The organism is Spirosoma fluviale (genome assembly GCF_900230225.1).
GTDB lineage: Bacteria > Bacteroidota > Bacteroidia > Cytophagales > Spirosomataceae > Spirosoma > Spirosoma fluviale.
The window spans coordinates 58,421-83,044 of record NZ_OCNH01000006.1 but is presented as its reverse complement, the minus strand read 5'-3'; the positions used below and the strand labels follow the sequence as shown (position 1 = coordinate 83,044).

Below are 24,624 nucleotides of genomic sequence, written 5' to 3'. Positions count from 1 at the left end.
GGATTTCTCTGTGTACTCTGCGGTTAACAATCTGTAATTAATAAACCATCACTGAATCTTCTCCCAGATCAGATCGGCAATGCGCTGCATACCGGCATCGTTAGGGTGAGCCGCTACGCCGGGGTCCTTATACTGGCTGGCGAAGTAGCCCCCCTGCCCTACCAGTGGGCTTAAATCGACAAGGGCATGTCCTTTTTCCAGAGTAACAGCCCGGACTATAGCGTCGGACTTAGGTTTATTCCAAACACTGGTTGTACAGACAAGTCTTACCGGCTGGCCATAGTTAGCTAATAAATCGAGAAGCTCCCGAAACTGCTTTTCAAAATTACGCGGTGCAACCAGCTCCTGATCAATATTTTCGCCAATCCGCAACACGATCAGATCGGGCTTGACCCGTTGCAGGATGGGTGTAAATTCATCGATGCTGTACGCTGCCGTTCCAAAATCCCGTTCAAAACCTCCCCCCGATTCCAGGTCCACGGTGATGGTGGGGTAAAGCGCCCGCAACCGACCCGTTAACAGGTGAACGAAATCCTTTTCGGGTGCCGAAGCGGCCATACCGTTAAAATTGAACCAGCCTAAATCAGGCACCGGGCCGTGGCTCATAATGCTGTTGCCCAGAATCAACATCCGTTTAAAATAGAGCGCAAACGAAGCCCCCCGGCTGATAGACAGCTTACTACCCGCCCGAATCCGGGCAAGTACCGTTCCCCCCGTAGCTACGGTGAACTGATCGCCGGTGAGCCAGTTACTGCCGTTATCCAGCGAATACTCGATTACAGCTCCGGCAGGCAGGGTGTCGGCGATTAAGCGTACGGGGGTATTCAGGTAAAACGTACCGCCATCGGGCGAAAAACGAGGGGGTGACACTTTGAGTGTATCAAAGGGAGCTGGTGGAACAGCGGTCGATGAACCGGGCGAACTAGTACTGCTGCTCCCCGGTGTAGTTGATGCTGGCGGAGTAACAGCCACAACGCGCGGTCCATCCAGCGATGGGTAGTCTCGGGTACAGCCGATTACAGCGATCAACAGAACCAGCACGCATAGTTTGGGAATGAAAAAATCAGGCATAAGCAACCACAGATATTAGCTTCTCTTACGTTATTAACCCATTTGGCAATCATGCTGTTTAGGCTAGTGCCTACCATAAAGCAGTACAAACAATAAACATCTACTATTAGCAGTTTTTTACCGGTAAAGCGGTCTATAGTAGTCAGAAGGCCTATAATTGTGTATTTATAGTATATTTGCTCATGGACGTTCTCGGGTTCAACTAGCTATAGTTCTACAGCGCTCCACCAGCAGTAGCCCTCGTATACTGCAAAACATGTAAATTTACGCCCATCCCTATCCGTAACGATTATGCTGTTTAGTTCAGCAATATTTTTATTTCTGTACCTGCCCTCCTTCTTAGTTATTTATTATCTATTGCCGAAGCGCTGGCATAACACCTTTCTGTTTTTTGCAAGCTTACTCTTTTATGCCTGGGGCGAAGGACCAGTTGTTCTGGTGCTTTTACTTTCAGCATTAGTGAATTACGTAGCAGGTCGCCTGATTGAACAGGGCCGTCGCCAGACGGGCTTATGGGTATCGCTCATCGGCAGTCTATCCCTGCTATTTTATTACAAATACGCTAATTTCTTCGTCGACTCCATCCGGGGCACGGCCGAAATCTTTGCCTTGCCAATTGGCCAAAGCCTGACACTGGGGCACATTGCCTTGCCAATTGGTATTAGCTTTTACACGTTTCAGGGCATTTCCTACACACTCGATATTTACTGGGGACGCATAAAAGCCAACCGGAGCTTTCTGGATTACGGCACCTACGTAGCCATGTTTCCGCACCAGATCGCCGGACCAATTGTCCGTTACGCGGATATTGCCCCCGAACTGGCGGATCGATCTACCACGATAGAGAAGTTTGGTATCGGGGCAGAGCGGTTCATTCTGGGGCTGGCCAAGAAAGTACTGCTGGCTAATACCTTCGCCAGTCTGGCCGATACCGTCTTCAATGCTCCCGCTACCAGCTACGGTACCGCAACCGCCTGGCTGGGCATTGTAGCGTACTCGCTCCAGATTTATTTCGACTTCTCGGGCTACTCCGATATGGCCATTGGTCTGGGCAAAATGGTCGGGTTCGACTTTAAAGAGAACTTCAACTATCCCTACGTGGCCCGGTCCATTCAGGACTTTTGGCGTCGGTGGCATATTTCGCTGTCGAGCTGGTTTCGCGATTATGTGTACATCCCATTGGGTGGCAGCCGGGCCAGCAAACTGCGAACCTATCGCAACCTGCTTATTGTGTTCTTTGTAACTGGATTATGGCACGGAGCGAGCTGGAATTTTATCATCTGGGGCTTGTTTCACGGCTTGTTTCTGCTGATCGAGCGGGCGGGACTGGGCAAGCGGCTGGAGCGTGCATGGCCCCCCATCGCGCATGGCTACACGATTTTGGTCGTGCTGGTTGGCTGGGTGTTTTTCCGGGTCGAGACCTTACCCGAGGCTATCCACTTCTTACAGAAGATGCTGGGGCTAGGCATTCAGTCCACGACGGTCATGGCTTATCCGCTCACTTATTTTTTACAGCCTGAATTAATCGTTTCACTATTGATTGGCCTTGTCCTGACAACGCCCGTTTATCCTCATTTTCAGCGGGGCATGGAGCGCCTGACCGCCCGGCTGGCCCCAATCGGGTCGCTCATCAACTCGCTGTATGTAGCAGGTTTGTTTAGCCTGTTTGTATTAGCCGTTATGTATCTGGCTGCCGATACCTATAATCCGTTCATCTATTTCCGCTTTTAAGGGTCAGTTATAGCTACCGAAAGACACTATGAATAGCAGCCGCACCCGTATAATCGCTGTCGTTTTTTCACTTTTTCTTATCCTTCCGACGCTCGATCAACTGCTCGGTCTGTCGTCCCGATTCAGCAGTACCGAAAACCGGGAACTGAACAAGATGCCCGCGCTGAATTTTCCGCATCTGCGTAGCTTTGTCAAACAATTCGACCGCTACTACAAGGAGAATTTCGGCTGGCGGAATGCGCTGTTTTACGTGTATAGCCGCTGGAAATTCAATGTGCTGGGCGAATCGCCCCTGCCCGAAAAGGTAGTCGTTGGCAAAAATGGCTGGCTGTATCTGGGCAACAGCTACAACAAGGTTATCGACCAGCACCGGGGCCTCCAACCACTTTCGCTGGATTCGGCCCGGCGCATTGCCAGCCATCTGATGCAGCGACAGCAGGAACTGGCCCGGCAGGGTGCCCAACTCTATATTCTGGTGGCTCCCGACTCGCACACGATCTACCCCGAATACCTGCCCGACCACTTACAGCAAAGTACAGATCCTTCGCGTCTGGATGTGCTCAAGCAGGTAATTGCGCAGACCAATCTTCGCTTTGTCGACATTCGGGATACGCTTTGGGTCGCCAAACGGGAGCATGTAGTCTACTACCAAACCGATACCCATTGGAACGAATACGGAACCCTGATTGGCAGCGCAACCCTGCTGAACCGGATTCGGCAGGAGCATCCGGCTATACCTCCCGTTCTGCTGTCGGATTATCATATAGAAAAGCAATTGGGCGGGGCCGGTGACCTGACCACGATGCTTACCCTTCAGGACGAGCAGAAAGACCCTATCTATTATTATATAAAGCCCCTCCCAGGCCGGGCCGGGCGGCAAACGGCGCTTATTCCGAATGAAGAACTAGGCTACCCGTCCACCCGATTTTCTGGACCGGGTACGGGGCGTCTGTTGGTCATCGGCGACTCCTTTAGTCACGGGCTTATGAATTATTTGCCCGGCTACTTCCGCGAATCCTACTTTATCAGGGGCCGCTACCTGGACCCTGCGGTTATAAAAGCGGAGAAGCCAACCATTGTGGTGATTGAAGTAGTAGAGCGCAATATCAATCAACTAGCTACTTTTTAGTGAGTGGTTATTGTACAACGGATTACCAATCCGTTGTACAATCAACTAATTCACCAGCACAACTTTCTGCGTCAGGACGGCATTGCCAACGGACAGTTGGCAGATGTATAAACCTGAGGCCATGTAACTCAGATCAAGTTGCTCTCGCACTTTCCTGCCACTAACACGTAACGTCTGCTGACGTAATACCTGCCCGGTGGGGCTGATAATCCGCAAGTGAACGTTCGCAATACTGGTAGTTAGATCAGCACTCAATTGTACCACCCCGCTGGTAACCGGATTAGGGTAAACCTGAAAGAATCCTGCCGAAGCGGGTTCCTCCGCTAGTACAAGCGGGGCGGGGGGTGCCTGAATCCGAAGGTTGTCAATTGCCCAGCCCCAGCCGTATGCCAGTTGATCGGATACCAACCGGAAGCGAATCAGCAGTTGGTCACCCGCCCGGAAAGGGCTACCCGCTTTCAGGATAGGAATATCCCGATGCCGATAAAGGGCTGGAACGCCCATCGTTTCGGAGCTCTGCTCGCCATTTAGGCCAGAAACTAGCCTGGCCTTATAGGCGTTAAGCCAGTCCATCTTATCGACCGAACTGTAGGCGTCAACCAGTGCCGTCCAGGTTCGGCCGTTATCGGTGGAGCCTTCAACCAACACATAATCGTAAAAGGTAGCATCGCCGGGCTTGCTTCCGGGATTACCAGGCTCTACCAAAACCACTTCATCGAATCGAATGACGGCGCTGTCCGGGTTGGCTTTTATCCGGATAGGCGACAGCAACACATACTCAATACTACTTTGCCCCTGAAAATCGGCACCATTTCGATAGGGATGCTCAGAGTGAATGGCCCCGGTTCCAAACCCTACCGGCGTAGCCATACTGAAGCCTGCTCCGGCGAAATCGCTGGCGGTAGCCACATTATCGAAGGTATTGATGTATTGGTCGCGCACCGGCTGTTGGGCAGTAACCCTTAACTCATAAAATCCGGTGGCCGGATTGACCCGCTGGTTCTTAGCCCTCGATGAATCTCTGGCGACAATCCGATACGCAATCCGATCCCCAGCCTTTAGCGAATTAGCGGGAAAGTCAATCCGGGCCGAGTAGACACTATCGTAGATAATGTTGTTAACCGTCCGACGACCATACCGCATCACTCGGTTGGGCTGGGCCACACCGTTAAGCTGGTATTCGACATAAGCGGCCCCAATACCACTCCGATCGTCGGCAATTCGGGCGTAGATGGGCAAACTATCCGCCACCGTTGTCGACAAAATACTGTATCTGGATGGGCTGTACTGAATACCAGGCGGTACATTGTCCGGACCAACCCGCATATGGTGCCAGGTTTGCGACCCGGTCGTAAACTTACCCGGATTGGTAAACGTACGACCCGATGCATCCTGCGCCTGAAAATAATACCAGGTGTCGCCCGATGCCTGGGAGGCCGGTAAGGTATACCGGTACTCATCGGTACTGCCCACCCGAACGGGCGAGACGGCCGTAGCGACAGAATCGGTAGCAGTGGGCGCACTTTTTCGGTAGAATAACCGAACAGAAGCGGGTGTCAGGGTGGTGTCGCTGATAACCCGTACACTGAACACGAAATCCCGCGTCTCTTCAACATTCAGCACGGGCTGGTGCAGGACCGAAGTCGTTTTCCATTCCATGTCAGCGAAGAATGCCAGCACCAGCGGGCCGGGCGTGTGCATCGACTGGCCCTGCGCCAGCCGGGCACTCATCAACGAGTTTATGGTACCGGCGGGGTAAGCATCCTCATTTAAATGGTAAATATTGGCCGCCCGATCAAACTGAGCCTGCGCGTTCAGTTTCAGTTTGAGGCCGCTTGTCTGGCGCAATACCGTTCCGTTCAGGTACAAATCGCCCCCGGTCAGCTGCCGGTTCAGCGCAATCGAGTTGTTCGGGTAATCGGCCTGCGACGTGATCAACCGCTTTCGCAGCCCATTTTCGATGAAACAATCGTAAACAGACGGCAGGTCGGCCAGATACTGACCATTCCCCTGATCGCCCTTGCCGCTTTCGACGCTGAAGAACCCAATGAAACCAAGTCCGTGGGCCAGTTCGTGCAGCACCGCCGTTACAAGGTCGGTTTGTCCTTTGGGCGTTTTGCCATCCGTTCCGTAATACCAGTTGTTATTCCGGTTAAAATCCGCGACGATGTCGGCGTCCGTTGGGCTATTCAATTCACGACGGGCAATTTTTTCGGCCAGGGCCACCGGGTAAAACGCACGTACTTTTTGACTGCCATCAAAACTATACCGATACGACGCCGGACCCGCCGAACCCAGTAAATTAGGTTCCTGAGAGACCCAGTTCGCCTGAATCCGAATGGGCACCGGCGAGACAATCAATGTCGACCATATGTCTACGGCATATTGAAACGCACGTCGGGCTTCGGCGGTGAAGTTTGTGTAATTGACAACAAATTGGGCCGTAGGTGCCAACGGGCGGCCCGCGACGGCGTACCGTTTGGTGCTGGTTTGCCGAAGGAACGACGCCGGTGCCGGAACATGCCCCGACCCATCCTGACCCGTTGAATAATAACTAATTTTATTGCCCTGAATCGACAGACTTATCGGCTTCGTGACCGATTCGGGCAGCCAGGATGAACCGGTCGTTTGCGCCAGTCCCAGATGCGCCCCCAGGAATCCGATTGCGCAAGTCAGTCGGAACACATTCCAGTAATTCATATCGTTGTAAATCTTTCGGCCACGAAAGTTCGTATTGATCGACATGCGAATTTCGACATCAATCGACCAATGGCAACAAAAAGATGTATATACGACCCAATGGCCCTCAAGACCTAAATTCTCGCTATTCCCGCCTAGCTATGCATTCAGGCAACGTCGGCGGCTCGCTTGAGTACCAGCGATACGGAGTTCAGGCAATAGCGCAGGCCACCCGGTGGCGGGCCATCGTTGAACACGTGACCTAGGTGGGCATCGCAAACATTACAAAGCACCTCAACGCGGGTCATGCCATAGCTGTAATCTTTTTCGAGTCGGACACGCTCTTCTTCGATAGGCTCCGTAAAACTTGGCCAGCCCGTTCCCGACTCAAACTTGTTTGTCGACTCGAACAGCTCCGTGCCGCAGCACACGCAGGCATAAAGGCCGGGGTCGTGTGCTTCGCAGTATTCGCCCGAAAATGCCCGCTCGGTCCCTTTGCCGCGAGCTACCCGATATTGTTCCGGTGTTAGTAGCTGCCGCCACTCCTCGTCCGTCTTGATAACTTTTTGAATCATGGTTCTTCTCGTTAGTGTTCACGTCTTTGTTTGCAAAGCTAAACCCCATAGTCAACCGATTTGTCTTTTCCCCGCCGTAAATTTGCAGCCAGTTATTCGATTCACGGCGGTGCGTGGCGTTGGCCGTTCGTGTAAACTGAATACAGTAAACCAGCAAGACATTGACCATCCGGCAGATTTTACAGCAGTTTTGGGGATACTCCGACTTCCGGCCTATGCAGGAAGACGTGGTCAACACGGTGCTGGCCCGGCAGGATTCGCTGGTGCTGATGCCCACCGGTGGGGGTAAGTCCATTTGCTTTCAGGTGCCCACGCTGGCCATGAAAGGCGTTTGCATTGTGGTAACGCCCCTCATCGCGCTGATGAAAGACCAGGTGGAGCAACTGCGCCGACGGGGCATTCCGGCAGCAGCCATCTATTCCGGTATGCACTACCGCGAGATTGACACCGCCCTCGACAACTGCATTTACGGCAACACTAAATTCCTCTACGTGTCGCCCGAACGGCTACGCACCGAGCTGGTCATCGAGCGGGTGAAGCAGATGACCGTTTGCCTGCTGGCCGTCGACGAAGCGCACTGCATTTCGGCCTGGGGGTACGACTTCCGGCCGCCCTATCTGCAAATTGCCGAGTTCCGGGAGTTAATTCCTGATACACCGGTCATTGCGTTGACCGCGTCGGCCACGCCCGATGTGCAGACAGATATTGTTGACAAATTGGCTTTAAAAACCCCACAGGTATTCAGGCAATCGTTTGCGCGGGCCAATCTGTCGTATTCGGCGGTGCTGGAAGAGAACAAAGAAGCCCGGCTGTTGCGGGTTCTGCAAAACGTACCGGGTTGCGCCATCGTCTACGTCCGCAGCCGGAAACAAACCCAAAACATAGCCCAATGGCTCGTGCGGCAGGGAATTTCCGCCGATTTTTATCATGCCGGGCTCACTACTCAGCAACGGGCCGAAAAACAGGATGCCTGGATTCAGGACCGGACGCGGGTGGTAGTTGCCACCAACGCCTTTGGGATGGGCATCGACAAACCCGACGTTCGGGTGGTGGTTCACCTCGACGTACCCGATTCGCTTGAAGCCTATTATCAGGAAGCGGGGCGGGCCGGGCGCGATGGCCAAAAAGCCTATGCCGTTATGCTGTACACGGCGGGCGATCTCGAAAACCTGACCTTTCGAACCGAGCAGCTTTACCAACCCGTCGAGATGCTGCGCCGGGTGTACCAGGCCATTGCCAATTATACCGCCGTGCCCGTTGGCGGAGGTGAGTTCAGCAGTTACGATTTCGACCTGAGTGCGTTTGCCAATACGTTCAAACTGCCCCCGCAGGAAACGCATTATGCGCTCAAACAGCTTCAGCTCGAAGGATTTATTCAGCTGAACGAAAACTATTATCATCCCTCCCGGCTGACGATTGTACTGGATAATCGGCAGTTATACGAGTTTCAGGTGCTGCACCCACGCTTCGACTCCTTCCTGAAATTATTACTTCGGATGTACGGCGGGGAGTTATTCACCGATTTCATCACCATCTCGGAGTCGGCGCTGGCGCGGGCATTTATGATTAACCAGCCCGAGATCGAAACCCTGCTCCTGCAACTGCACGAGCGCAATGTGGTTATTTACGAAAAGCAGAAAGACAAGCCTCAACTCACTTTTCTGACGCCCCGCTACGATGCGGGTTCGCTGCCCATCAACTTTCAGGAGTTAGCCCGCCGGAAAGAGCTGGCAATGCGCAAAGTACAGGCCGCTATCCTGTACACCGAACACCCAACCCAGTGCCGTACCCGCCTGCTGCAAGCGTACTTCGGGGAGAAAACCGACGAGCGTTGCGGCATTTGCGACAACTGCATCAAGAAGAAGAAAAAGGCCGAAGCATCTTTGTCGGCCGTGCGTGAGCAGGTGCGTGATTACGTGGCGCTGGCGAATGGTCCCGGTGTATCGCCCAAACAACTGTCGCATTATTTTGCCCAGATGGACGCTGATACCCTCGCCAAAACAGTGAAACAAATGCTGGCCGAAGAAGAAATTCAGTACAACAAAAACGGCAATCTGACGCTGAATCAGGGGTAGTACAGGCTCCCAGACGCCCCTCCGGTTACCATTCGGCCCTCCATTTTGTTATTTATCCCAAAGGTTTGCTGTTCATCCCTTTCGTTTTTTGCGGGTTCTTGCGGCCGTTATGTTTGTGCTGTCAAACAAACGGCAATAGCCACAAACTTTTACTACAAATTATGAAAACGATCATCACCACCCTCCTGACCATCGCTTTATTCATCGGAAATAGCACGAAACCCTGTCTGGCGCAACAAACGACCTCAACGACATCGGCAACAGCCACTACCTACAAATTAACAGCGGTGATATCGGGCATCGAAAAACGCGCAGGAAAACTATATGTCGGTCTGGCAAATAACGCCGAGACGTTCAACGGCGAATCAGCCGCAACAGCAACGGTCGACGTATCTGCTTCGGGCGACGTTACGGTAAATTTCGACGGCCTGAAACCGGGACGGTATGCCGTTCGGGTTTATCAGGACCTGAACGACAATAAGAAAATGGATTTCTCGGGTCAGATGCCTGCCGAGCCGTTCGGTTTCTCGAACGTGACCATGCTCATGGGGCCACCTACCTTCGACCAGTGCGCCTTTACCCTGGGCGAGAACAAAACGATTCAGGTCGGCATGATGAGTTTGTAGCACGTTCGTTACCGAAAAAATAGCAAGAGCTTTCCTAACAGAAGGCTCTTTTTTTGTGCCCGATAACAAAACCGTTGAACGTCCGTTTATCTCAACATGCTCAAACCAGCCACCAACCTGGCGGAAAGCACTCGACTCGACGATCTTATGGAAACAACTGAATTTCGGCCGGACTCGAAAGAGATTCCCGGCCAGCAACTGCCCTACCCGGCCCGCCAGTCGGACATGAACCCCGCCCCCGACAGCGATCTTTCCAATTACAAACCAGCGGGTAAACTCACCGACAAAGTAGCCATCATTACCGGGGCTGATTCAGGAATTGGGCGGGCGGTAGCCATTGCGTTTGCGATGGAAGGAGCCGATGTCGCCATTGTCTACAACGAAAATACCGATGATGCCAAATACACGAAGCGCCTGGTCGAAAGCAAAGGCCGTTCGTGTCTGGTCATTCAGGCCGATGTTCGGAGTTCGGCCGCCTGCAAAGACGCCGTTCAGCAAACAGTGGATAAATACGGCAAGCTGAATATTCTGGTCAACAACGCGGCTTTTCAGATGGCGCAGGAGAAACTGGAAGACATTTCAGAAGAGCAGCTCCGTCGCACCTTCGACACCAACATACTGGCGTATTTCTTCATGGCGCAGGCCGCTCTGCCGCACCTGCACGAAGGCGACGCCATCGTGAACACCGGCAGCATTGTCGGCATTGTGGGCAATCCGATTCTGGTCGATTATACCGCTACGAAAGGGGCCATTCATGCCTTCACCAAATCATTGGCGATCCAGCTCGGTAAGCGCAACATCCGGGTCAACTGCGTAGCGCCCGGCCCCGTCTGGACACCCAACATTCCCGCCACCATGCCCGAAGATGAAGTCAAGAACTTTGGTCATGAGGTAGCCCTCGCCCGCCCCGGCCAACCCGAAGAACTAGCCCCCGCCTATGTGCTCCTGGCCTCCAGTGAAGGCAGTTTCATGACCGGCAGCATTGTGGAAGTAACCGGCGGCAAGCTGGGGTAAAATATGTATGATATAGGATGTACGTACCCACGGGCTTCAGCCCGTGTTCTTTTAATCTATGAACTAAACACGGGCTGAAGCCCGTGGGTACGTACATCCTATATTATACATTATACATATTACATCTTATATCATGCCCTACCCACCCAACACCGTTCGTGACCTGCTTAAAACTGACCAGGTCACGGAGGCTACACGCCAGGAACTGACGGAGCGATTAAACACGTCTTCGCACCCGCCGACATTTTTCACGGCGCAGGAATGCGACCTCTTGCAAGCTATATGCAGGCGGCTCATCCCGCAGGACGACCACGAGCAATTGATCGACATTGCAGGAAATATTGATAAACGACTAACTGAAAATAAGGGCGATGGCTGGCGGTACGACGTTATGCCTGCCGACGGTGACGCCTACAAACTGGGTCTGAAAGGCATTGACGAAAGTGCTCTGTTGCGATTTGGCCAGTCCTTTCAAAGTCTATCAACGGAACAGCAGGACGTTCTTCTCGGAGCCGTTCAAAAGAATGAGGCACCGGGCCAAATCTGGCAGCAACTGCCCGCAGACCGCTTTTTTGAAGAACTACTAACCGAAGCAGCCGAAAACTATTACAGCCATCCCCTCGCGCAGGAAGAAATCGGCTACGTTGGTATGGCCGATGTCCCGACCTGGCAACGCATTGGCCTGAATCAACTGGAAGACCGCGAGCCGAGGGCGGAGGGCATATGATGAAAACTTACTCAACTACAGAAACCGTTGACGCGGTCATTATTGGCACCGGTGCGGGGGGTGCTCCCCTGCTGGCCCGGCTGGCAAAAGCAGGCCTGAGCGTTGTGGCGCTCGAAGCCGGTACACACTGGAACCCGGCGCGTGACTTTGCCACCGACGAAAAATCGCAGGAAAAGCTGTTCTGGAACGACGAACGGCTTAGTGCAGGCAATGATCCTCTGCCCTTCGGCAGCAACAATTCCGGTACGGGCGTTGGCGGCTCAACCCTGCATTACACGGCCTACACCCCCCGCGCCCAACCCGATGATTTTCAACTCCATACTGATTTCGGGGTTGGTGTCGACTGGCCGATGGGTTTTGATCAGATTGAACCGTATTACGAAGAGGTCGAGCAATTTTTGGGCGTTTCCGGCCCGGCGGTTTACCCCTGGGGGCCAGCCCGAAAACGATCGTACACCCTAGGGCCATTGCCCATCAACGGGGCTGGTCAGCTAATGGAACGAGGCTGTAAAGAGTTGGGGATAAAAACATCAGCAGCGGCTAACGCGGCTCTGTCGGCGGGTTATTATCAGGAAGGCGTTGGTCACCGGCCCGCCTGTGCGAATCGGGGCTTTTGCCAGGCGGGGTGTAACATCGGGGCTAAGGCCAGTATGGACGTTACGTACATTCCGCTGGCGGTTCATTATGGGGCCGAAATCCGTCCGGAATGCTTCGTAACGCAGTTGGTCAAATCGGCGTCCGGCAAAATCAGCGAGGTTGTCTACATCCATAACGGGCAGGAAATACGGCAACGCTGCCGAAATGTTTTTCTCTGCGCAGGCACGATTGAAACGGCCCGTCTCCTGTTGCTCAACGGACTAGCCAACAGCAGCGGACAGGTGGGTCGAAACGTGATGGCGCACCCCGGCCTGCAAATCTGGGGCGAATTTGACGAAGATGTTCGCCCGTATAAAGGCATTCCCGGTGCCCTGATTTCGGAAGACACCCACCGCCCGAAAGATCATAACGGCGGACTGGTCGACTTTGCGGGTGGATACCTGCTTCAGTCCATCGGTGTTATGCCGGTTACTTACATGACCCAGATGGCACGAGGACGGGGTTTGTGGGGGCAGGCGTTAAAACGGGCGGCACTGGCCTACAACCACGTGGCGGGGATCAACATCCTCGGCGACTGCCTGCCCTACGACCACAACTACCTCGAATTATCGGACGAGAAAGACATCCGTGGCTTACCCAAACCACGTATCTATTTCACCAACGGCGAAAACGAAAAACGAATGACCGCCCATGCCGACAAGCTCATGCGGGACATCTGGACCGCTGCCGGAGCCAAAAACATCTGGGCTTTCTCCCGAAACGCCCACGTGATTGGCACCTGCCGCATGGGCAACAACCCCGAAACAGCCGTTGTTAACGCCAACGGCCAGTCGTTCGATATTCCGAATCTATACATCAGTGACAATTCGACATTCCCCAGCGCTTTGAGCGTAAACCCCGCTCTGACCATCATGGCGGTGGCGTTGAGAACGGCGGATAGGTTTCTACGTAATGCGGGTGGGAACCCGCTCTCAGCATTATAAAGCGGGCTCTAATCATCAACACCCGCCCAACAAATGGCAAACAAAGGATTTCTCGACATCATAAAGAAAAAATACGGCGATGGCAATTATGACGGCGACCAGTTTGGCGGGGCCGGTGGCCACGACGGCAGCGGTCCACCACAAGATAACCCGGCCAATTTCATGTTCGCCACGGGCATCGAATGCTCTTATCCCACTATTCAGAAAGGAAAGGTGCGCCGTGATCAGTTGCGCGAGTGCGGCCATTACGACCGCTGGAAGGAAGACTTGGGGCTTGTGAAAGAAATGGGGCTGAACGTGCTGCGCTATGGTCTCCCCTATTATAGCATCCACCAGGCACCGGGAAAGTTCGACTGGAGCTTTGCCGATGAAGTGATGCGCGAGATCAAACGGCTCAAGATTACGCCCATTCTGGACCTCATGCATTTTGGTGTACCCGACTGGATCGAGAACTTCCAGAATCCCGAACTGCCCATTCACTTCGCCGACTATGCCGCAGCCGTAGCCGACCGCTACCCATGGGTGCGTTTTTACACGCCCGTCAACGAAATCTACGTCACGGCCCGAATCAGCGCGAAAGATGGTGTCTGGAATGAGCAGCTTAAAACCGATAAAGGCTTTGTTACAGCACTCAAGCACTGTGCCGCAGCCAGCATCATGGCCAATCAGCAGATTGCCAAACGCCGGAACGACTGCGTGATTGTACAGAGCGAAAGTGCCGAATTCACGCATGAACTGTATGCCAAGCCTTCGCCCCAGGTAGCACTGGAAAATGAACTGCGCTTTTTGTCGCTAGATCTGCTGTATGCCAATCCACCCTCGGCCACGGTAGGTATGTACCTGCTGGACAATGGCATGAGCCGCGAAGAATACAACTGGTTCATGGCCGGAAAACCGCCGGGCTACCAGATCATGGGAAACGATTACTACGGACGAAACGAGCGCATACGCTTGGCCGATGGGTCTATTCAAACCTCGATGGACGTGCTGGGCTGGTACGAAATCACCAAAGATTACTACGAACGCTACCGTATGCCGGTGATGCATACGGAAACCAACGTGTTCGAAGCCGACCAGGCGCCTATCTGGCTCTACAAACAATGGGTTGGGGTTATGAAAATGCGTCGGGATGGGGTGCCGGTGCTGGGCTTTACGTGGTACAGCCTCATTGACCAGATCGACTGGGATTCGCAGTTGGGCGAGTTGAACAACCACGTCAACGAGTGTGGCTTATTTGACCTCGACCGTAAACCACGCCCGGTAGCAGAAGCGTACAAAAGTCTGCTCAATGAGTTTGGTCAGATCACCGTCGTGCCTTATGGCGAAGTCCTCGAACTCACCGACCGGCCCGCCCGGCTTAAAGTTCAGGTCTGATGAAATACGCAACTAACGGTGTCAATCTCAACGTGCTGGAGCAAGGTCTTGGCGCATCTTTACCACTGGTTTTTCTGCACTATTTTGGCGGGTCAGCTGTAGAATGGGAAATTGTGATGAACCTCCTGGAAAGAGACTATCGCTGTGTAGCCATTGACCTACGCGGTCACGGCAATTCAGAAGCTCCGAAAACGGGCTACGCCGTCGATGACATGGCCGATGATGTTTTGGGATTGATTGATCTGTTTGGTTTACAGGACTATGTACTGGTTGCGCATTCGATGAGCGGCAAAGTGGCGCTGGCAGTAGCCGCTCGGCAACCCGCCGGCCTTCAGGCGCTGGTGCTGGTTTCGCCCTCGCCCCCCGTACCGGAACCCATCCCCGACGATGAGCGGGAGAAGCTGCTGACGGGGCACGGCAAACGGTCATCTGCCGAAAAAACCTTAAAGAACATCACCGAAGCCCCTGTTTCGGAAGCCGTTCGCGAGCAGATCATCGCCGACGATTTACGAACGGCCAAGCCAGCCTGGGATGCCTGGCTACTGGCGGGTAGCAAAGAAGATATTTCCGAGCGAATGGCGGACATTAACGTTCCGGTTCACATCATCGTCGGCACCGAAGACCGCGCTTTACCGCCTGACGTACAGACCCGCCTGGTGTTGCCTTACCTTAAAAATGCGTCATTCGATACGGTAGAGAATGCCGGGCACTTATTGCCATGGGAAATCCCGGATCAACTGGCGACTTTTATTCAGAAAAAAATAGGCTAGTCTTGTTCGGGACAAAACAAAGGTTTTATATTTGTGGCCGCAAGGCGGGGTGTAGCGCAGCCTGGTAGCGCGCTACGTTCGGGACGTAGAGGTCGTGGGTTCGAATCCCGCCACCCCGACACAAGGAAGAAAAAGTATAAAGACATGATTCATTCGGTTAACAACATGATTTGGTGGTGGCACTCTTCTCAACAGGGATGAGGTTGCCGCTATTGTTGTTTACCAACACATATACAAAGGCTCACCGTCATCCCGGTGAGCCTTATTTTTTGCCTATAACCACAGAAAGCATGACCACAGCTACAACCCCAACTACCTACCGCGTTGTCAGCCGCCACAAACGGATGCTGGCCGACATCATCACACCGGTGAGCATTTACCTGCGCATCCGCGACCGTTTCCTGAACAGCATTCTGCTCGAAAGCTCGGACTACCACGGCAACGACAACAGCTTTTCGTACATCGCCTTCAACCCCGTTGCCAGTTTTTCCTATGATCTGGGTCAGTTGACAACCCGAATGCCGGGCGAAGAGGAACATACGAGTCCGGTAGCTGAGCCCGACATGCTCGACGCCCTTCAGCAGTTTAAAGACAGCTTCCAGCACGAGAAGGCACCTTTTCCGTTCATCACCAATGGGCTGTTCGGCTACTTCGGCTACCCGGCAGTCCAGAGTTTTGAGGATATTTCGCTGCACGCACCCGTCCCGACGGAGAACCAGATCCCAGCCGCCGTTTTCACGGTTTACCGGTACGTACTGGCCATTAACCACTTTAAGGACGAGCTGTTTTTGTTTGAACACAGCTACTTGCGCGAGGGTGAAACCGAAGCCGAAAGCACGCTGGAGTACATCAGCGATTTGATTACGGGCCGTAACTACCCGACTTACTCATTCAATTCGGCCGGGGCTGAACAGTCGAATTTTACGGACGATGAGTTCCGGGCGGTTATTCAGAAAGGGAAAGATCACTGCCAGCGGGGCGACGTGTTCCAGATTGTTCTATCTCGCCGATTCTCCACGCCTTTCCTCGGCGATGAGTTTAATGTTTACCGGGCCCTTCGCTCGCTGAACCCCTCTCCTTACCTGTTCTACTTCGACTACGGCAACTACAAACTCTTCGGCTCCTCACCCGAATCGCAGATTGTCGTTAAAAACCGCAAGGCCACTATCTACCCCATCGCCGGAACCTTCCGGCGAACCGGCGACGATATTCACGATGCCGAACTAGCCCAGAAGCTGTACGACGACCCCAAAGAATCGGCCGAGCACGTGATGCTGGTCGACCTGGCCCGCAACGACCTGAGCCGCAACTGCGACGTAGTGAAAGTCGAGACCTTTAAGGAAGTGCAGTATTATTCGCACGTAATTCACCTCGTTTCGAAAGTTGTTGGCGACCTGACCGAAACCGCCGACCCGCTCCAGATCGTGGCCGAAACTTTCCCCGCCGGAACGCTTTCGGGAGCACCCAAGCACAACGCCATGCAGTTGATCGACCGATACGAGAATATCAGCCGGAGTTTCTACGCGGGGAGCATCGGCTATATGGGTTTCGACGGGGAGTTTAACCACTGCATCATGATCCGGACATTTATGAGCAAAGACAATACGCTCTACTACCAGGCCGGTGCCGGTGTGGTCGCTAAATCGGTCGTCGAAAGTGAATTACAGGAAGTACACAACAAACTGGCCGCCCTAAGAACGGCCATTGAGCAGGCAAAAACGATTTAGTATTAGGAGCGAGGAGTGAGGAGTTGCTGACGCATGTTTTTTGCTAACGCCGGTCCGCCGGTGCGGTCAGCCCTCCTCACTCCTCGCTCCCAACTCCTCACTTCTTAAAAAAACATGAAACTCCTGGTATTAGATAACTACGACTCATTCACTTACAACCTCGTGTATATTCTACGCGAGTTGGGGCATCGGCCCGATGTGATCCGGAATGACAAGATTGCCCTCGACGCCGTTGGGCAGTACGACAAAATTATGCTGTCGCCGGGGCCGGGCATTCCCTCCGAAGCGGGCATCATGCAGGATCTGGTCGCCGAATACGGCCCGACAAAAAGCATCCTGGGCATCTGCCTTGGCCACCAAGGTATCGGCGAAGTGTACGGAGCCTCCCTCGAAAACCTGGGCGATGTGCTGCATGGCGTCGGGCATAAAGCGACCGTAACCGACCGTTCTGAACGGCTCTTCGCGGGCATCCCCGAGGAACTAACCGTGGGCCGGTATCACTCCTGGACAGTCGTCCCTGATTCGATGCCTGACGAGCTACGCATCACCGCCGTCGATGAGCAGGGCCGCGTAATGGGCTTGTCGCACGTACGTTTCGATGTAAAAGGCCTGCAATTCCACCCCGAATCGGTACTGACCGAGAACGGCGTGAAGATGCTGGAGAATTGGTTGGGTATGTAGAGACGCAATACATTGCGTCTCCTGTGCGTCAGCAATTTTCTGCATCAAAAACCATCCGGTCATGAGACGCGAGGTATCGCGTCTCTACACAAACACACACAATGAAAGCCATTCTAAATCACCTTTTTGAATATAAACACCTAGCAAAAGACCAGGCGCGTGAGGTGTTGCTGGGCATTGGCCGGGGCGAGTACAACCCCGCGCAGATTGCCTCCTTCCTGACCGTGTACATGATGCGGAGCCTGCGGCTGGAAGAGCTGGAAGGCTTCCGCGACGCCATGCTCGAACTCTGTCTGCCCGTCGACCTTGATGCTTACGACCCGATGGACCTGTGCGGCACTGGGGGCGACGGCAAAGACACCTTCAACATCTCGACACTGTCGTCGTTTGTGGTGGCTGGTGCCGGACAGCGCGTGGCCAAGCACGGGAATCACGGCGTGTCGTCGCTGGTGGGTTCGTCGACGGTGATGGAGAAGCTGGGGTATCAGTTTACCAACGATGTGGGCGAGTTGCAGCGCAAGATGGAAACGGCGGGCATCTGCTTTTTACACGCGCCCTTGTTTCACCCGGCCATGAAGAACGTAGCACCCATCCGTCGGGATTTGGGTGTCAAAACATTTTTTAATGTGTTGGGACCAATGATCAACCCATCAAAGCCTGCCAAACAGCTTGTTGGCGTGTTTAATCTTGAATTGGCACGATTATATGCGTACCTTTATCAACAAACTGATAAGCAGTTTATGATTCTGCACGCCCTCGACGGGTACGATGAAATTTCGCTAACGGGTGCTTTCAAAGTTATTAGCAATAAGACGGAGCAAGTGCTTGAACCAGAGGACTTAGGCTTGGACATTCAAACGGCCGAATCACTGGCTGGCGGGCATACATTGGACGAGTCGGCACAGATATTTTTGAACGTACTGAACAACGAATCCACGTCGGCGCAAAAGCAGGCCGTATTAGCCAACTCCGCGATGGCACTATTGGCTGCCGGCAAGGCCGAAACTCGTACTGACGCCGTTGCCATGGCTCGCGAGTCGCTGGAAAGTAAACGGGCGTTGGCGTGTTTTAAGAAGTTAATAGCATGACCATTCTTGACCAGATAATTGCCCAGAAGCGCATCGAAGTAGAGGAGCGCAAAGCCGCCACCACCATTCAGGCGCTGGAACAAATGCCCGACTTCAGACGGGAAACCCTGTCGGCACGGGATGCCATTCAGGATTTACACTCGACAGGCATCATTGCCGAGTTCAAACGCAAATCTCCTTCCAAAGGAATCATCAATGACCACGCCGATGTGGCTACGACCACGCAGGGATACGTCAAATCCGGTGCCGCCGTTTTGTCGGTGTTGACGGATGAGTCCTTTTTTGGGGGTACCCTCGCCGATTTACAGGCGGCCCGGATTGCCAATCCCGGCACACCGATTCTGCGGAAGGATTTCATCGTTGATCGATACCAATTAATCGAGGCCAAAGCCTGGGGTGCCGATGTCGTGTTGCTCATTGCCGCCTGCCTGACACCGGAGGAAATTACCGAACTCAGTATGCAGGCCCACGACCTAAGTCTGCAGGTTTTACTTGAAGTACACGACGAGGAAGAACTCGACCGCTCGCTGAACTACAACATTGACCTGGTGGGCGTCAATAACCGCGACCTCAAAACGTTTACAACTTCCATCGAAACGTCGTTGCGATTGATTGATAAAATTCCGGACACCTTCGCCAAGATCACCGAAAGCGGTCTGCACGATGCGGATACCATGCTGACGCTGTTTCGGGCGGGATTCGACGGATTTTTGATTGGCGAAGCGTTCATGAAAACGGACGATCCAGCCCAGGCGTTAGCCAACTTAGTGACTCAATACTCCATCAATAACACATTAACTCTTTAGCTTGTACAACCATGAAAATCAAAGTGTGCGGTCTGCGTGATGCCGACAACCTGAAAGAGATTGCCGCCCTTGGTCCTGACTTCGTTGGGTTCATCTTCTACGACCAGTCTCCGCGCTTTGTTGGTGAAGAGTTAGATGCTGATGTGGTTAAATCGCTGCCCCGTTCCATTCGGAAAGTGGGCGTGTTCGTGAACGCCAGCCCGGATTTGATTCTGCGGTCGGTGAAGAAATACGATTTTCAGTACGTGCAGTTACACGGTAACGAAGCCCCGGAATATTGCCGGAGCCTTCGCAACCGGGGTATCAACATCATCAAAGCGTTTCGGGTTGATGAGTCGTTCAACTTTTCCATGCTGAACAACTACAAAGCCCAGTGTGACTTTTTCCTGTTCGATGCCAAAGGCGATCAGCCCGGCGGTAATGGACATACTTTCGACTGGAGTATTCTGAGCCGTTACGACAACGAGAAGCCGTTTTTCATCAGTGGCGGCATCGGCCTCGACAACCTCGACCAGTTGGTCGCGCTGAAAGGCATGAAGCTTTACGGCGTCGATGTAAACAGCCAGGTCGAAACATCGCCGGGGGTGAAAGACGTTACGAAAGTAAAAGAGCTCATCAACCGGTTGCGGCCTATTGAGGAGGAAGTGGAGTGAGTCGGTAACGGCCAGAAGTAAAATCTTGTTACATTCTTAAACAACAAGGCTGATGGAAACGACCAAAAAGATTGAAGACGAAATTCCCCCAATGAGAAGGGGGCAATTAAACTCTTATAAACCAGAGGACATTCGGCGTTGGGGTGTCGAACGATTCTTAGAAGCGACTGCTGTGAGAGAACCGTTTAACCGTGTTTTTCCTGAATTTACGGAGGAAGAAAACCGTCGAATGGACGAATTATTAGCAGAAGGAGATAGAGGTGCTGTATGATCTACGACACAAATATGCTTATAGCTCATGTGCGGAGGAAAGAGTTGCCACCAATCAAGACAATATTATCAATTATTACAATTGGTGAGCTAGAAGCTTTCGCCCTGAAATCTGACTGGGGTATACAAAAGCTAGATTTTATGCTTGATATGATATCTCGTTATCCAAGTATCGATGTGACGCGTGGATTAGTAAGGTATTATGCAGAAGTTGATGCATTCAGCCAGGGCAAGCTTAAAACAGCACCCCTTAACTCCTCAGCCCGTAACATGGGCAAAAATGATATTTGGATTGCAGCTACCGCTCTGTATTTAGATATGGAGTTACATACAACTGACAACGATTTCGATCACCTGCCGACCATCGGCTTACGCTTAGTAAAGCATTGAGTACCATGCAAACCACTCTTGAACCACAAACCTCATTTGAGGTATCTGATAAAGGCTTTTACGGCCACTTTGGTGGCGCCTTCATCCCCGAAATGCTCTACCCTAATGTTGAAGAGCTCCGGCAGAACTACCTCAACATCATCGCCGATCCGGCGTTTCAGGCGGAGTTCTGGCAGTTGCTCGAAGAATATGTTGGTCGGCCAACGCCCTTGTTTCTGGCGAAACGTCTGTCCGCGCATATCGGAGCTACGATTTACCTCAAACGCGAAGACCTGTGTCATACGGGAGCGCACAAGATCAACAACACCATTGGTCAGATTCTGGTCGCGCAACGGCTCGGCAAGCAACGGATCGTGGCTGAAACGGGCGCTGGTCAGCATGGCGTGGCAACGGCAACGGTTTGTGCCCTGATGGGCCTGGAGTGCATTGTATACATGGGCAGCATCGACATGGAGCGGCAGAAACCCAACGTCGACCGGATGCGGATGCTGGGGGCAAAAGTTGTACCGGCCACGTCGGGCAGCCAGACGCTCAAAGACGCTACCAACGAAGCCATGCGCCACTGGATAAACAACCCCGTCGATACGCACTACATCATCGGTTCGGTGGTGGGACCTCACCCCTACCCGGATATGGTGGCGCGGTTCCAGTCGGTTATTTCCGAAGAAGTGAAGAAGCAGTTGTTCGCCAAAACGGGTAGCGAAAACCCCGATTATATGGTGGCCTGCGTAGGTGGTGGCAGCAATGCCGCCGGTGCTTTCTATCATTACCTGAACGAGCCAACAGTACGGCTTGTAGCCGCCGAAGCCGCTGGCCAGGGTATCAGCACGGGACATTCGGCCGCGACAACGGCACTGGGCAAGCCAGGCGTGTTGCACGGAAGCCGTACCATTCTGATGCAGACCGAAGACGGTCAGGTAACAGAGCCGTATTCGATCTCGGCGGGTCTGGACTATCCCGGCATTGGTCCGCTTCACGCGCACCTGTTCGAATCGGGCCGGGGCGACTTCTACGCCATTACGGACGATGAAGCTCTACAGGCCGGTTTCCAGCTCAGCAAACTCGAAGGCATCATTCCGGCGCTGGAAACAGCCCACGCGCTGGCTGCTCTGGAGAAAATGAACCTCAACGCCGACGATGTCGTGGTGGTTTGCCTCTCCGGCCGTGGCGATAAAGACTTAAGCACATACTCGAAGTTTTTGTAGTGCACGCAGTAGTGCGGGTGGGAACCCGCAACATGATTGACAATAATTGCGGGTTCCCACCCGCACTACCAATGACCCAGGAACTTACTCAAAACCGCATCACCAGCCTCTTCTCGCACAAAAGCGAGCGGCTTTTGAACGTATATTTTACGGCCGGATACCCGAATCTCAACGATACCACAACCATTCTGCGGGGCCTTCAGACCGCTGGCGTGGACATTGTTGAAATCGGCATGCCCTACTCCGACCCCGTTGCCGATGGCGAAACCATTCAGCAAAGCAACGGCGTGGCGCTGGACAATGGCATGTCGATCAAAACGCTTTTCGCCCAACTGGCCGATTGCCGGAATGACACGCATGGTGAACCCATTACGGTGCCCATTCTGCTGATGGGGTACATTAATCCGGTACTCCAGTTTGGCGTGGAGAATTTCTGTCAGAAATGTCAGGAAGTGGGTGTCGATGGCGTGATTCTGCCCGACCTTCCGCTGGATTTGTTTCTGGAAGAATACGCGCCGACGTTCCGCAAGTATGGCATTTTGAACGTCCATCTAATTACGCCCCAAACCACCGAGGCCCGTATTCGATTTATTGATACCGAGTCAGACGGATTCATTTACATGGTTTCTTCGGCCAGCATCACGGGCTCCGTAAAAGGCGTTAGCGCCACCATGAAGACATACTTCGAGCGGATCAAGGCCATGAACCTGCGCAATCCACGTCTGATTGGTTTCGGTATCAATGATCACGAGACCTTTGATACAGCCAGTCAGTTTGCCAACGGTGCCATTGTGGGCAGTGCGTTTATCCGGCACTTGTCCGAAAAAGGCACATCGCCCGAGAGCATTCGCGCCTTTGTAGAAACGATTCGGTCGTAACGACTACCTTTGCGGCATGAATTCCGAGATTAACTTTGATAAGTCCCCCGACGGCCTCATTCCGGCGGTGATACAGGATGCCGAAACGGGTAAAGTCCTGATGCTGGGGTATATGAACCGCGAGGCTTACGACAAAACCGTTGCCGAAAACGTCGTGACGTTTTTCAGCCGAAGCAAACAACGGCTCTGGACCAAGGGCGAAACGTCCAATAATTTCCTGCACGTTCGGGAAATCCTGATCGACTGCGATGGTGACACGCTACTGATCAAATCGGCTCCCGCTGGACCAACCTGCCATACCGGTGCCGATACGTGTTTCGATGAGGTCAATCAGGGCAAAGGGCAGTTTCTGAACTACCTGCAAAGCATTATCCACGACCGGAAGGTGAATCCATCCGACAAATCATATACGGCCAGCCTGTTCGAACGGGGTGTCAACAAGATCGCGCAGAAAGTGGGCGAAGAAGCCGTTGAACTGGTGATCGAAGCCAAAGACGACAACGACGACCTCTTCAAAGGGGAAGCCGCCGACTTGTTATTTCATTTTCTGGTCTTGCTGGAGCAGAAAAATATGAATTTAGACGATATTGTTGCCGTGTTGCAGTCGCGCCACGTCAAACAATAGAAACCGGTTTCATGTTCAAGATTCCGAGTTCCCTGTCTGGCGGGCCCGTACCGCACCTTGGAACCGTACTTATTGATCATTTAACCCCCTATCATTCATGGGCCTGATTATCCGTATTCTTATCAGCGCAGTTGCCGTTTGGGTAGCCGCGTATTTTATTCCCGGCGTTTCTGTAACAGGTGGTGCCGGTACGTACCTGATTGTGGCGATTGTGCTGGGCTTTCTAAACGCCTTCATCAAACCAATCCTGACGGTATTGACCATTCCAATCACGATTGTCACGCTTGGTCTATTTTTGCTGGTGCTCAACGTGCTGATGGTCTATCTGACGGCTTACCTGATTCCTAATTTTCACGTTACCGGATTTATCGCGGCACTACTTTTCAGTATTGTCGTTTCCATAGTGACTTCGCTGATCGACGCGATTGTTTAATTAATTACGTTTCCCGGTAACGGGTGATTGGATAAAATAAACGCCATATCTTCAAGATATGGCGTTTATTTTATCCAATCACCCGTTACAACTACCACCCCTCATTGCTCAAACTACACTTAGTCGTCAACTTTTATGACCTTCATTGAAACCCCAAATGCCCCCGTACCGGGTGGACATTACTCGCAGGCCGCTGTCCATAACGGGCAGGTCTATTTATCCGGCATTCTGCCCATTACGCCCGCCGGTGAGAAACTAACCAACGCCACGATTGCCGAACAGACCGAACAGATTCTGGCCAACCTCGACGCTATTCTAAAGGCAGCGGGCAGCCAGCGAAACAAGGTCCTGAAAGTAACCGTCTTTATTGCTGATATTAATGCCTGGGGCGCGGTCAATCAGGTGTATGCCCAATTCTTCGGCGACCATCGCCCGGCCCGTTCGGTGGTGCCGTGCAATCCGCTTCATTATGGCTTTGGCATTGAACTGGAAGCCATTGCCATTCTTGAGTAGCGCA

24 protein-coding genes and 1 tRNA gene are annotated in these 24,624 nt (G+C 53.0%); 22 read left to right on the top strand and 3 right to left on the bottom strand.

Features of this window, described 5'->3' with window-relative positions; genetic code table 11:
* Positions 1-48: 48 nt before the first annotated feature.
* A complete protein-coding gene (locus CRO74_RS25320; RefSeq protein WP_097130107.1) occupies positions 49-1,071 on the bottom strand; it encodes a hypothetical protein in 1,023 nt (340 codons plus the stop codon).
* Between the two features lie 291 nt (positions 1,072-1,362).
* Here CRO74_RS25320 and CRO74_RS25315 point away from each other — a divergent pair, with 291 nt between their 5' ends.
* Positions 1,363-2,802: an MBOAT family O-acyltransferase gene (locus CRO74_RS25315; protein ID WP_097130104.1), complete on the top strand. Its 1,440-nt coding sequence runs from the start codon at positions 1,363-1,365 to the stop codon at positions 2,800-2,802.
* Between the two features lie 28 nt (positions 2,803-2,830).
* A complete protein-coding gene (locus CRO74_RS25310; protein ID WP_097130103.1) occupies positions 2,831-3,931 on the top strand; it encodes an alginate O-acetyltransferase AlgX-related protein in 1,101 nt (366 codons plus the stop codon).
* Between the two features lie 45 nt (positions 3,932-3,976).
* Here the strand turns inward: CRO74_RS25310 and CRO74_RS25305 are convergent, their stop codons facing one another.
* Positions 3,977-6,676 (bottom strand): T9SS type A sorting domain-containing protein, encoded by a 2,700-nt coding sequence (locus CRO74_RS25305; RefSeq protein ID WP_245877981.1) that lies wholly within the window; start codon positions 6,674-6,676, stop codon positions 3,977-3,979.
* Positions 6,677-6,777: 101 nt separating this feature from the next.
* Positions 6,778-7,185, bottom strand: a complete 408-nt coding sequence (msrB, locus tag CRO74_RS25300; RefSeq protein WP_097130101.1) for a peptide-methionine (R)-S-oxide reductase MsrB — start codon at positions 7,183-7,185, stop codon at positions 6,778-6,780.
* A gap of 161 nt (positions 7,186-7,346) precedes the next feature.
* Here msrB and CRO74_RS25295 point away from each other — a divergent pair, with 161 nt between their 5' ends.
* From CRO74_RS25295 to CRO74_RS25200, 20 genes are all read left to right on the top strand, one after another.
* Positions 7,347-9,260 (top strand): RecQ family ATP-dependent DNA helicase, encoded by a 1,914-nt coding sequence (locus CRO74_RS25295; protein WP_097130099.1) that lies wholly within the window; start codon positions 7,347-7,349, stop codon positions 9,258-9,260.
* Positions 9,261-9,421: 161 nt separating this feature from the next.
* Positions 9,422-9,886: a DUF2141 domain-containing protein gene (locus CRO74_RS25290; protein WP_097130097.1), complete on the top strand. Its 465-nt coding sequence runs from the start codon at positions 9,422-9,424 to the stop codon at positions 9,884-9,886.
* A gap of 147 nt (positions 9,887-10,033) precedes the next feature.
* Positions 10,034-10,900, top strand: a complete 867-nt coding sequence (locus tag CRO74_RS25285; RefSeq protein WP_097130543.1) for a glucose 1-dehydrogenase — start codon at positions 10,034-10,036, stop codon at positions 10,898-10,900.
* Between the two features lie 133 nt (positions 10,901-11,033).
* Entirely contained in the window at positions 11,034-11,627 is a 594-nt protein-coding gene (locus CRO74_RS25280) for a gluconate 2-dehydrogenase subunit 3 family protein (RefSeq protein WP_097130095.1), read from the top strand.
* On the top strand, positions 11,627-13,207 hold the full coding sequence (locus CRO74_RS25275; protein ID WP_097130541.1) for a GMC family oxidoreductase: 1,581 nt from the start codon (positions 11,627-11,629) through the stop codon (positions 13,205-13,207). The genes CRO74_RS25280 and CRO74_RS25275 overlap by 1 nt, the downstream gene beginning before the upstream one ends.
* A gap of 33 nt (positions 13,208-13,240) precedes the next feature.
* Positions 13,241-14,581 carry a family 1 glycosylhydrolase gene (locus tag CRO74_RS25270; protein WP_097130092.1) on the top strand — a complete coding sequence of 447 codons (1,341 nt, stop codon included), beginning with the start codon at positions 13,241-13,243 and terminating at the stop codon, positions 14,579-14,581.
* Positions 14,581-15,351: an alpha/beta fold hydrolase gene (locus tag CRO74_RS25265; RefSeq protein ID WP_097130090.1), complete on the top strand. Its 771-nt coding sequence runs from the start codon at positions 14,581-14,583 to the stop codon at positions 15,349-15,351. The genes CRO74_RS25270 and CRO74_RS25265 overlap by 1 nt, the downstream gene beginning before the upstream one ends.
* 45 nt (positions 15,352-15,396) lie before the next feature.
* Positions 15,397-15,470 (top strand) — tRNA-Pro (locus CRO74_RS25260).
* A 171-nt stretch (positions 15,471-15,641) separates the two neighbouring features.
* Positions 15,642-17,078 (top strand): anthranilate synthase component I family protein, encoded by a 1,437-nt coding sequence (locus tag CRO74_RS25255; RefSeq protein ID WP_097130088.1) that lies wholly within the window; start codon positions 15,642-15,644, stop codon positions 17,076-17,078.
* Positions 17,079-17,192: 114 nt separating this feature from the next.
* Positions 17,193-17,759, top strand: a complete 567-nt coding sequence (locus CRO74_RS25250) for an anthranilate synthase component II (protein ID WP_097130086.1) — start codon at positions 17,193-17,195, stop codon at positions 17,757-17,759.
* A gap of 101 nt (positions 17,760-17,860) precedes the next feature.
* The gene (gene trpD / locus CRO74_RS25245) at positions 17,861-18,847 is read left to right on the top strand and encodes an anthranilate phosphoribosyltransferase (protein WP_097130084.1); all 987 of its coding nucleotides are present in this window, start codon (positions 17,861-17,863) and stop codon (positions 18,845-18,847) included.
* A complete protein-coding gene (gene trpC, locus CRO74_RS25240) occupies positions 18,844-19,653 on the top strand; it encodes an indole-3-glycerol phosphate synthase TrpC (RefSeq protein WP_097130082.1) in 810 nt (269 codons plus the stop codon). The genes trpD and trpC overlap by 4 nt, the downstream gene beginning before the upstream one ends.
* Before the next feature lie 11 nt (positions 19,654-19,664).
* Positions 19,665-20,306: a phosphoribosylanthranilate isomerase gene (locus tag CRO74_RS25235; RefSeq protein ID WP_097130079.1), complete on the top strand. Its 642-nt coding sequence runs from the start codon at positions 19,665-19,667 to the stop codon at positions 20,304-20,306.
* A 52-nt stretch (positions 20,307-20,358) separates the two neighbouring features.
* Entirely contained in the window at positions 20,359-20,577 is a 219-nt protein-coding gene (locus tag CRO74_RS25230; RefSeq protein ID WP_097130077.1) for a hypothetical protein, read from the top strand.
* The gene (locus CRO74_RS25225; RefSeq protein ID WP_097130075.1) at positions 20,574-20,966 is read left to right on the top strand and encodes a PIN domain-containing protein; all 393 of its coding nucleotides are present in this window, start codon (positions 20,574-20,576) and stop codon (positions 20,964-20,966) included. The genes CRO74_RS25230 and CRO74_RS25225 overlap by 4 nt, the downstream gene beginning before the upstream one ends.
* 5 nt (positions 20,967-20,971) lie before the next feature.
* A complete protein-coding gene (gene trpB / locus CRO74_RS25220; protein ID WP_097130073.1) occupies positions 20,972-22,171 on the top strand; it encodes a tryptophan synthase subunit beta in 1,200 nt (399 codons plus the stop codon).
* 71 nt (positions 22,172-22,242) lie between these two features.
* Positions 22,243-23,049, top strand: a complete 807-nt coding sequence (gene trpA / locus CRO74_RS25215; RefSeq protein ID WP_097130072.1) for a tryptophan synthase subunit alpha — start codon at positions 22,243-22,245, stop codon at positions 23,047-23,049.
* A gap of 16 nt (positions 23,050-23,065) precedes the next feature.
* Positions 23,066-23,674, top strand: coding sequence for a bifunctional phosphoribosyl-AMP cyclohydrolase/phosphoribosyl-ATP diphosphatase HisIE (gene hisIE / locus CRO74_RS25210; protein ID WP_097130068.1), 609 nt, complete (start codon positions 23,066-23,068; stop codon positions 23,672-23,674).
* 97 nt (positions 23,675-23,771) lie between these two features.
* Positions 23,772-24,107, top strand: coding sequence for a phage holin family protein (locus tag CRO74_RS25205; RefSeq protein WP_097130066.1), 336 nt, complete (start codon positions 23,772-23,774; stop codon positions 24,105-24,107).
* A gap of 135 nt (positions 24,108-24,242) precedes the next feature.
* Positions 24,243-24,620 carry a RidA family protein gene (locus CRO74_RS25200; protein WP_097130064.1) on the top strand — a complete coding sequence of 126 codons (378 nt, stop codon included), beginning with the start codon at positions 24,243-24,245 and terminating at the stop codon, positions 24,618-24,620.
* The last annotated feature ends 4 nt before the right edge of the window (positions 24,621-24,624 follow it).

Excerpts from the sequence above, each read along its gene's own strand:
- CRO74_RS25320 (WP_097130107.1), bottom strand. The coding sequence starts at position 1,071 with ATGCCTGATTTTTTCATTCCCAAACTATGCGTGCTGGTTCTGTTGATC.
- CRO74_RS25315 (WP_097130104.1), top strand. The coding sequence starts at position 1,363 with ATGCTGTTTAGTTCAGCAATATTTTTATTTCTGTACCTGCCCTCCTTC.
- CRO74_RS25310 (WP_097130103.1), top strand. The coding sequence starts at position 2,831 with ATGAATAGCAGCCGCACCCGTATAATCGCTGTCGTTTTTTCACTTTTT.
- CRO74_RS25305 (WP_245877981.1), bottom strand. The coding sequence starts at position 6,676 with ATGTCGATCAATACGAACTTTCGTGGCCGAAAGATTTACAACGATATG.
- msrB (WP_097130101.1), bottom strand. The coding sequence starts at position 7,185 with ATGATTCAAAAAGTTATCAAGACGGACGAGGAGTGGCGGCAGCTACTA.
- CRO74_RS25290 (WP_097130097.1), top strand. The coding sequence starts at position 9,422 with ATGAAAACGATCATCACCACCCTCCTGACCATCGCTTTATTCATCGGA.
- CRO74_RS25285 (WP_097130543.1), top strand. The coding sequence starts at position 10,034 with ATGGAAACAACTGAATTTCGGCCGGACTCGAAAGAGATTCCCGGCCAG.
- CRO74_RS25280 (WP_097130095.1), top strand. The coding sequence starts at position 11,034 with ATGCCCTACCCACCCAACACCGTTCGTGACCTGCTTAAAACTGACCAG.
- CRO74_RS25275 (WP_097130541.1), top strand. The coding sequence starts at position 11,627 with ATGAAAACTTACTCAACTACAGAAACCGTTGACGCGGTCATTATTGGC.
- CRO74_RS25270 (WP_097130092.1), top strand. The coding sequence starts at position 13,241 with ATGGCAAACAAAGGATTTCTCGACATCATAAAGAAAAAATACGGCGAT.
- CRO74_RS25265 (WP_097130090.1), top strand. The coding sequence starts at position 14,581 with ATGAAATACGCAACTAACGGTGTCAATCTCAACGTGCTGGAGCAAGGT.
- CRO74_RS25255 (WP_097130088.1), top strand. The coding sequence starts at position 15,642 with ATGACCACAGCTACAACCCCAACTACCTACCGCGTTGTCAGCCGCCAC.
- CRO74_RS25250 (WP_097130086.1), top strand. The coding sequence starts at position 17,193 with ATGAAACTCCTGGTATTAGATAACTACGACTCATTCACTTACAACCTC.
- trpD (WP_097130084.1), top strand. The coding sequence starts at position 17,861 with ATGAAAGCCATTCTAAATCACCTTTTTGAATATAAACACCTAGCAAAA.
- trpC (WP_097130082.1), top strand. The coding sequence starts at position 18,844 with ATGACCATTCTTGACCAGATAATTGCCCAGAAGCGCATCGAAGTAGAG.
- CRO74_RS25235 (WP_097130079.1), top strand. The coding sequence starts at position 19,665 with ATGAAAATCAAAGTGTGCGGTCTGCGTGATGCCGACAACCTGAAAGAG.
- CRO74_RS25230 (WP_097130077.1), top strand. The coding sequence starts at position 20,359 with ATGGAAACGACCAAAAAGATTGAAGACGAAATTCCCCCAATGAGAAGG.
- CRO74_RS25225 (WP_097130075.1), top strand. The coding sequence starts at position 20,574 with ATGATCTACGACACAAATATGCTTATAGCTCATGTGCGGAGGAAAGAG.
- trpB (WP_097130073.1), top strand. The coding sequence starts at position 20,972 with ATGCAAACCACTCTTGAACCACAAACCTCATTTGAGGTATCTGATAAA.
- trpA (WP_097130072.1), top strand. The coding sequence starts at position 22,243 with ATGACCCAGGAACTTACTCAAAACCGCATCACCAGCCTCTTCTCGCAC.
- hisIE (WP_097130068.1), top strand. The coding sequence starts at position 23,066 with ATGAATTCCGAGATTAACTTTGATAAGTCCCCCGACGGCCTCATTCCG.
- CRO74_RS25205 (WP_097130066.1), top strand. The coding sequence starts at position 23,772 with ATGGGCCTGATTATCCGTATTCTTATCAGCGCAGTTGCCGTTTGGGTA.
- CRO74_RS25200 (WP_097130064.1), top strand. The coding sequence starts at position 24,243 with ATGACCTTCATTGAAACCCCAAATGCCCCCGTACCGGGTGGACATTAC.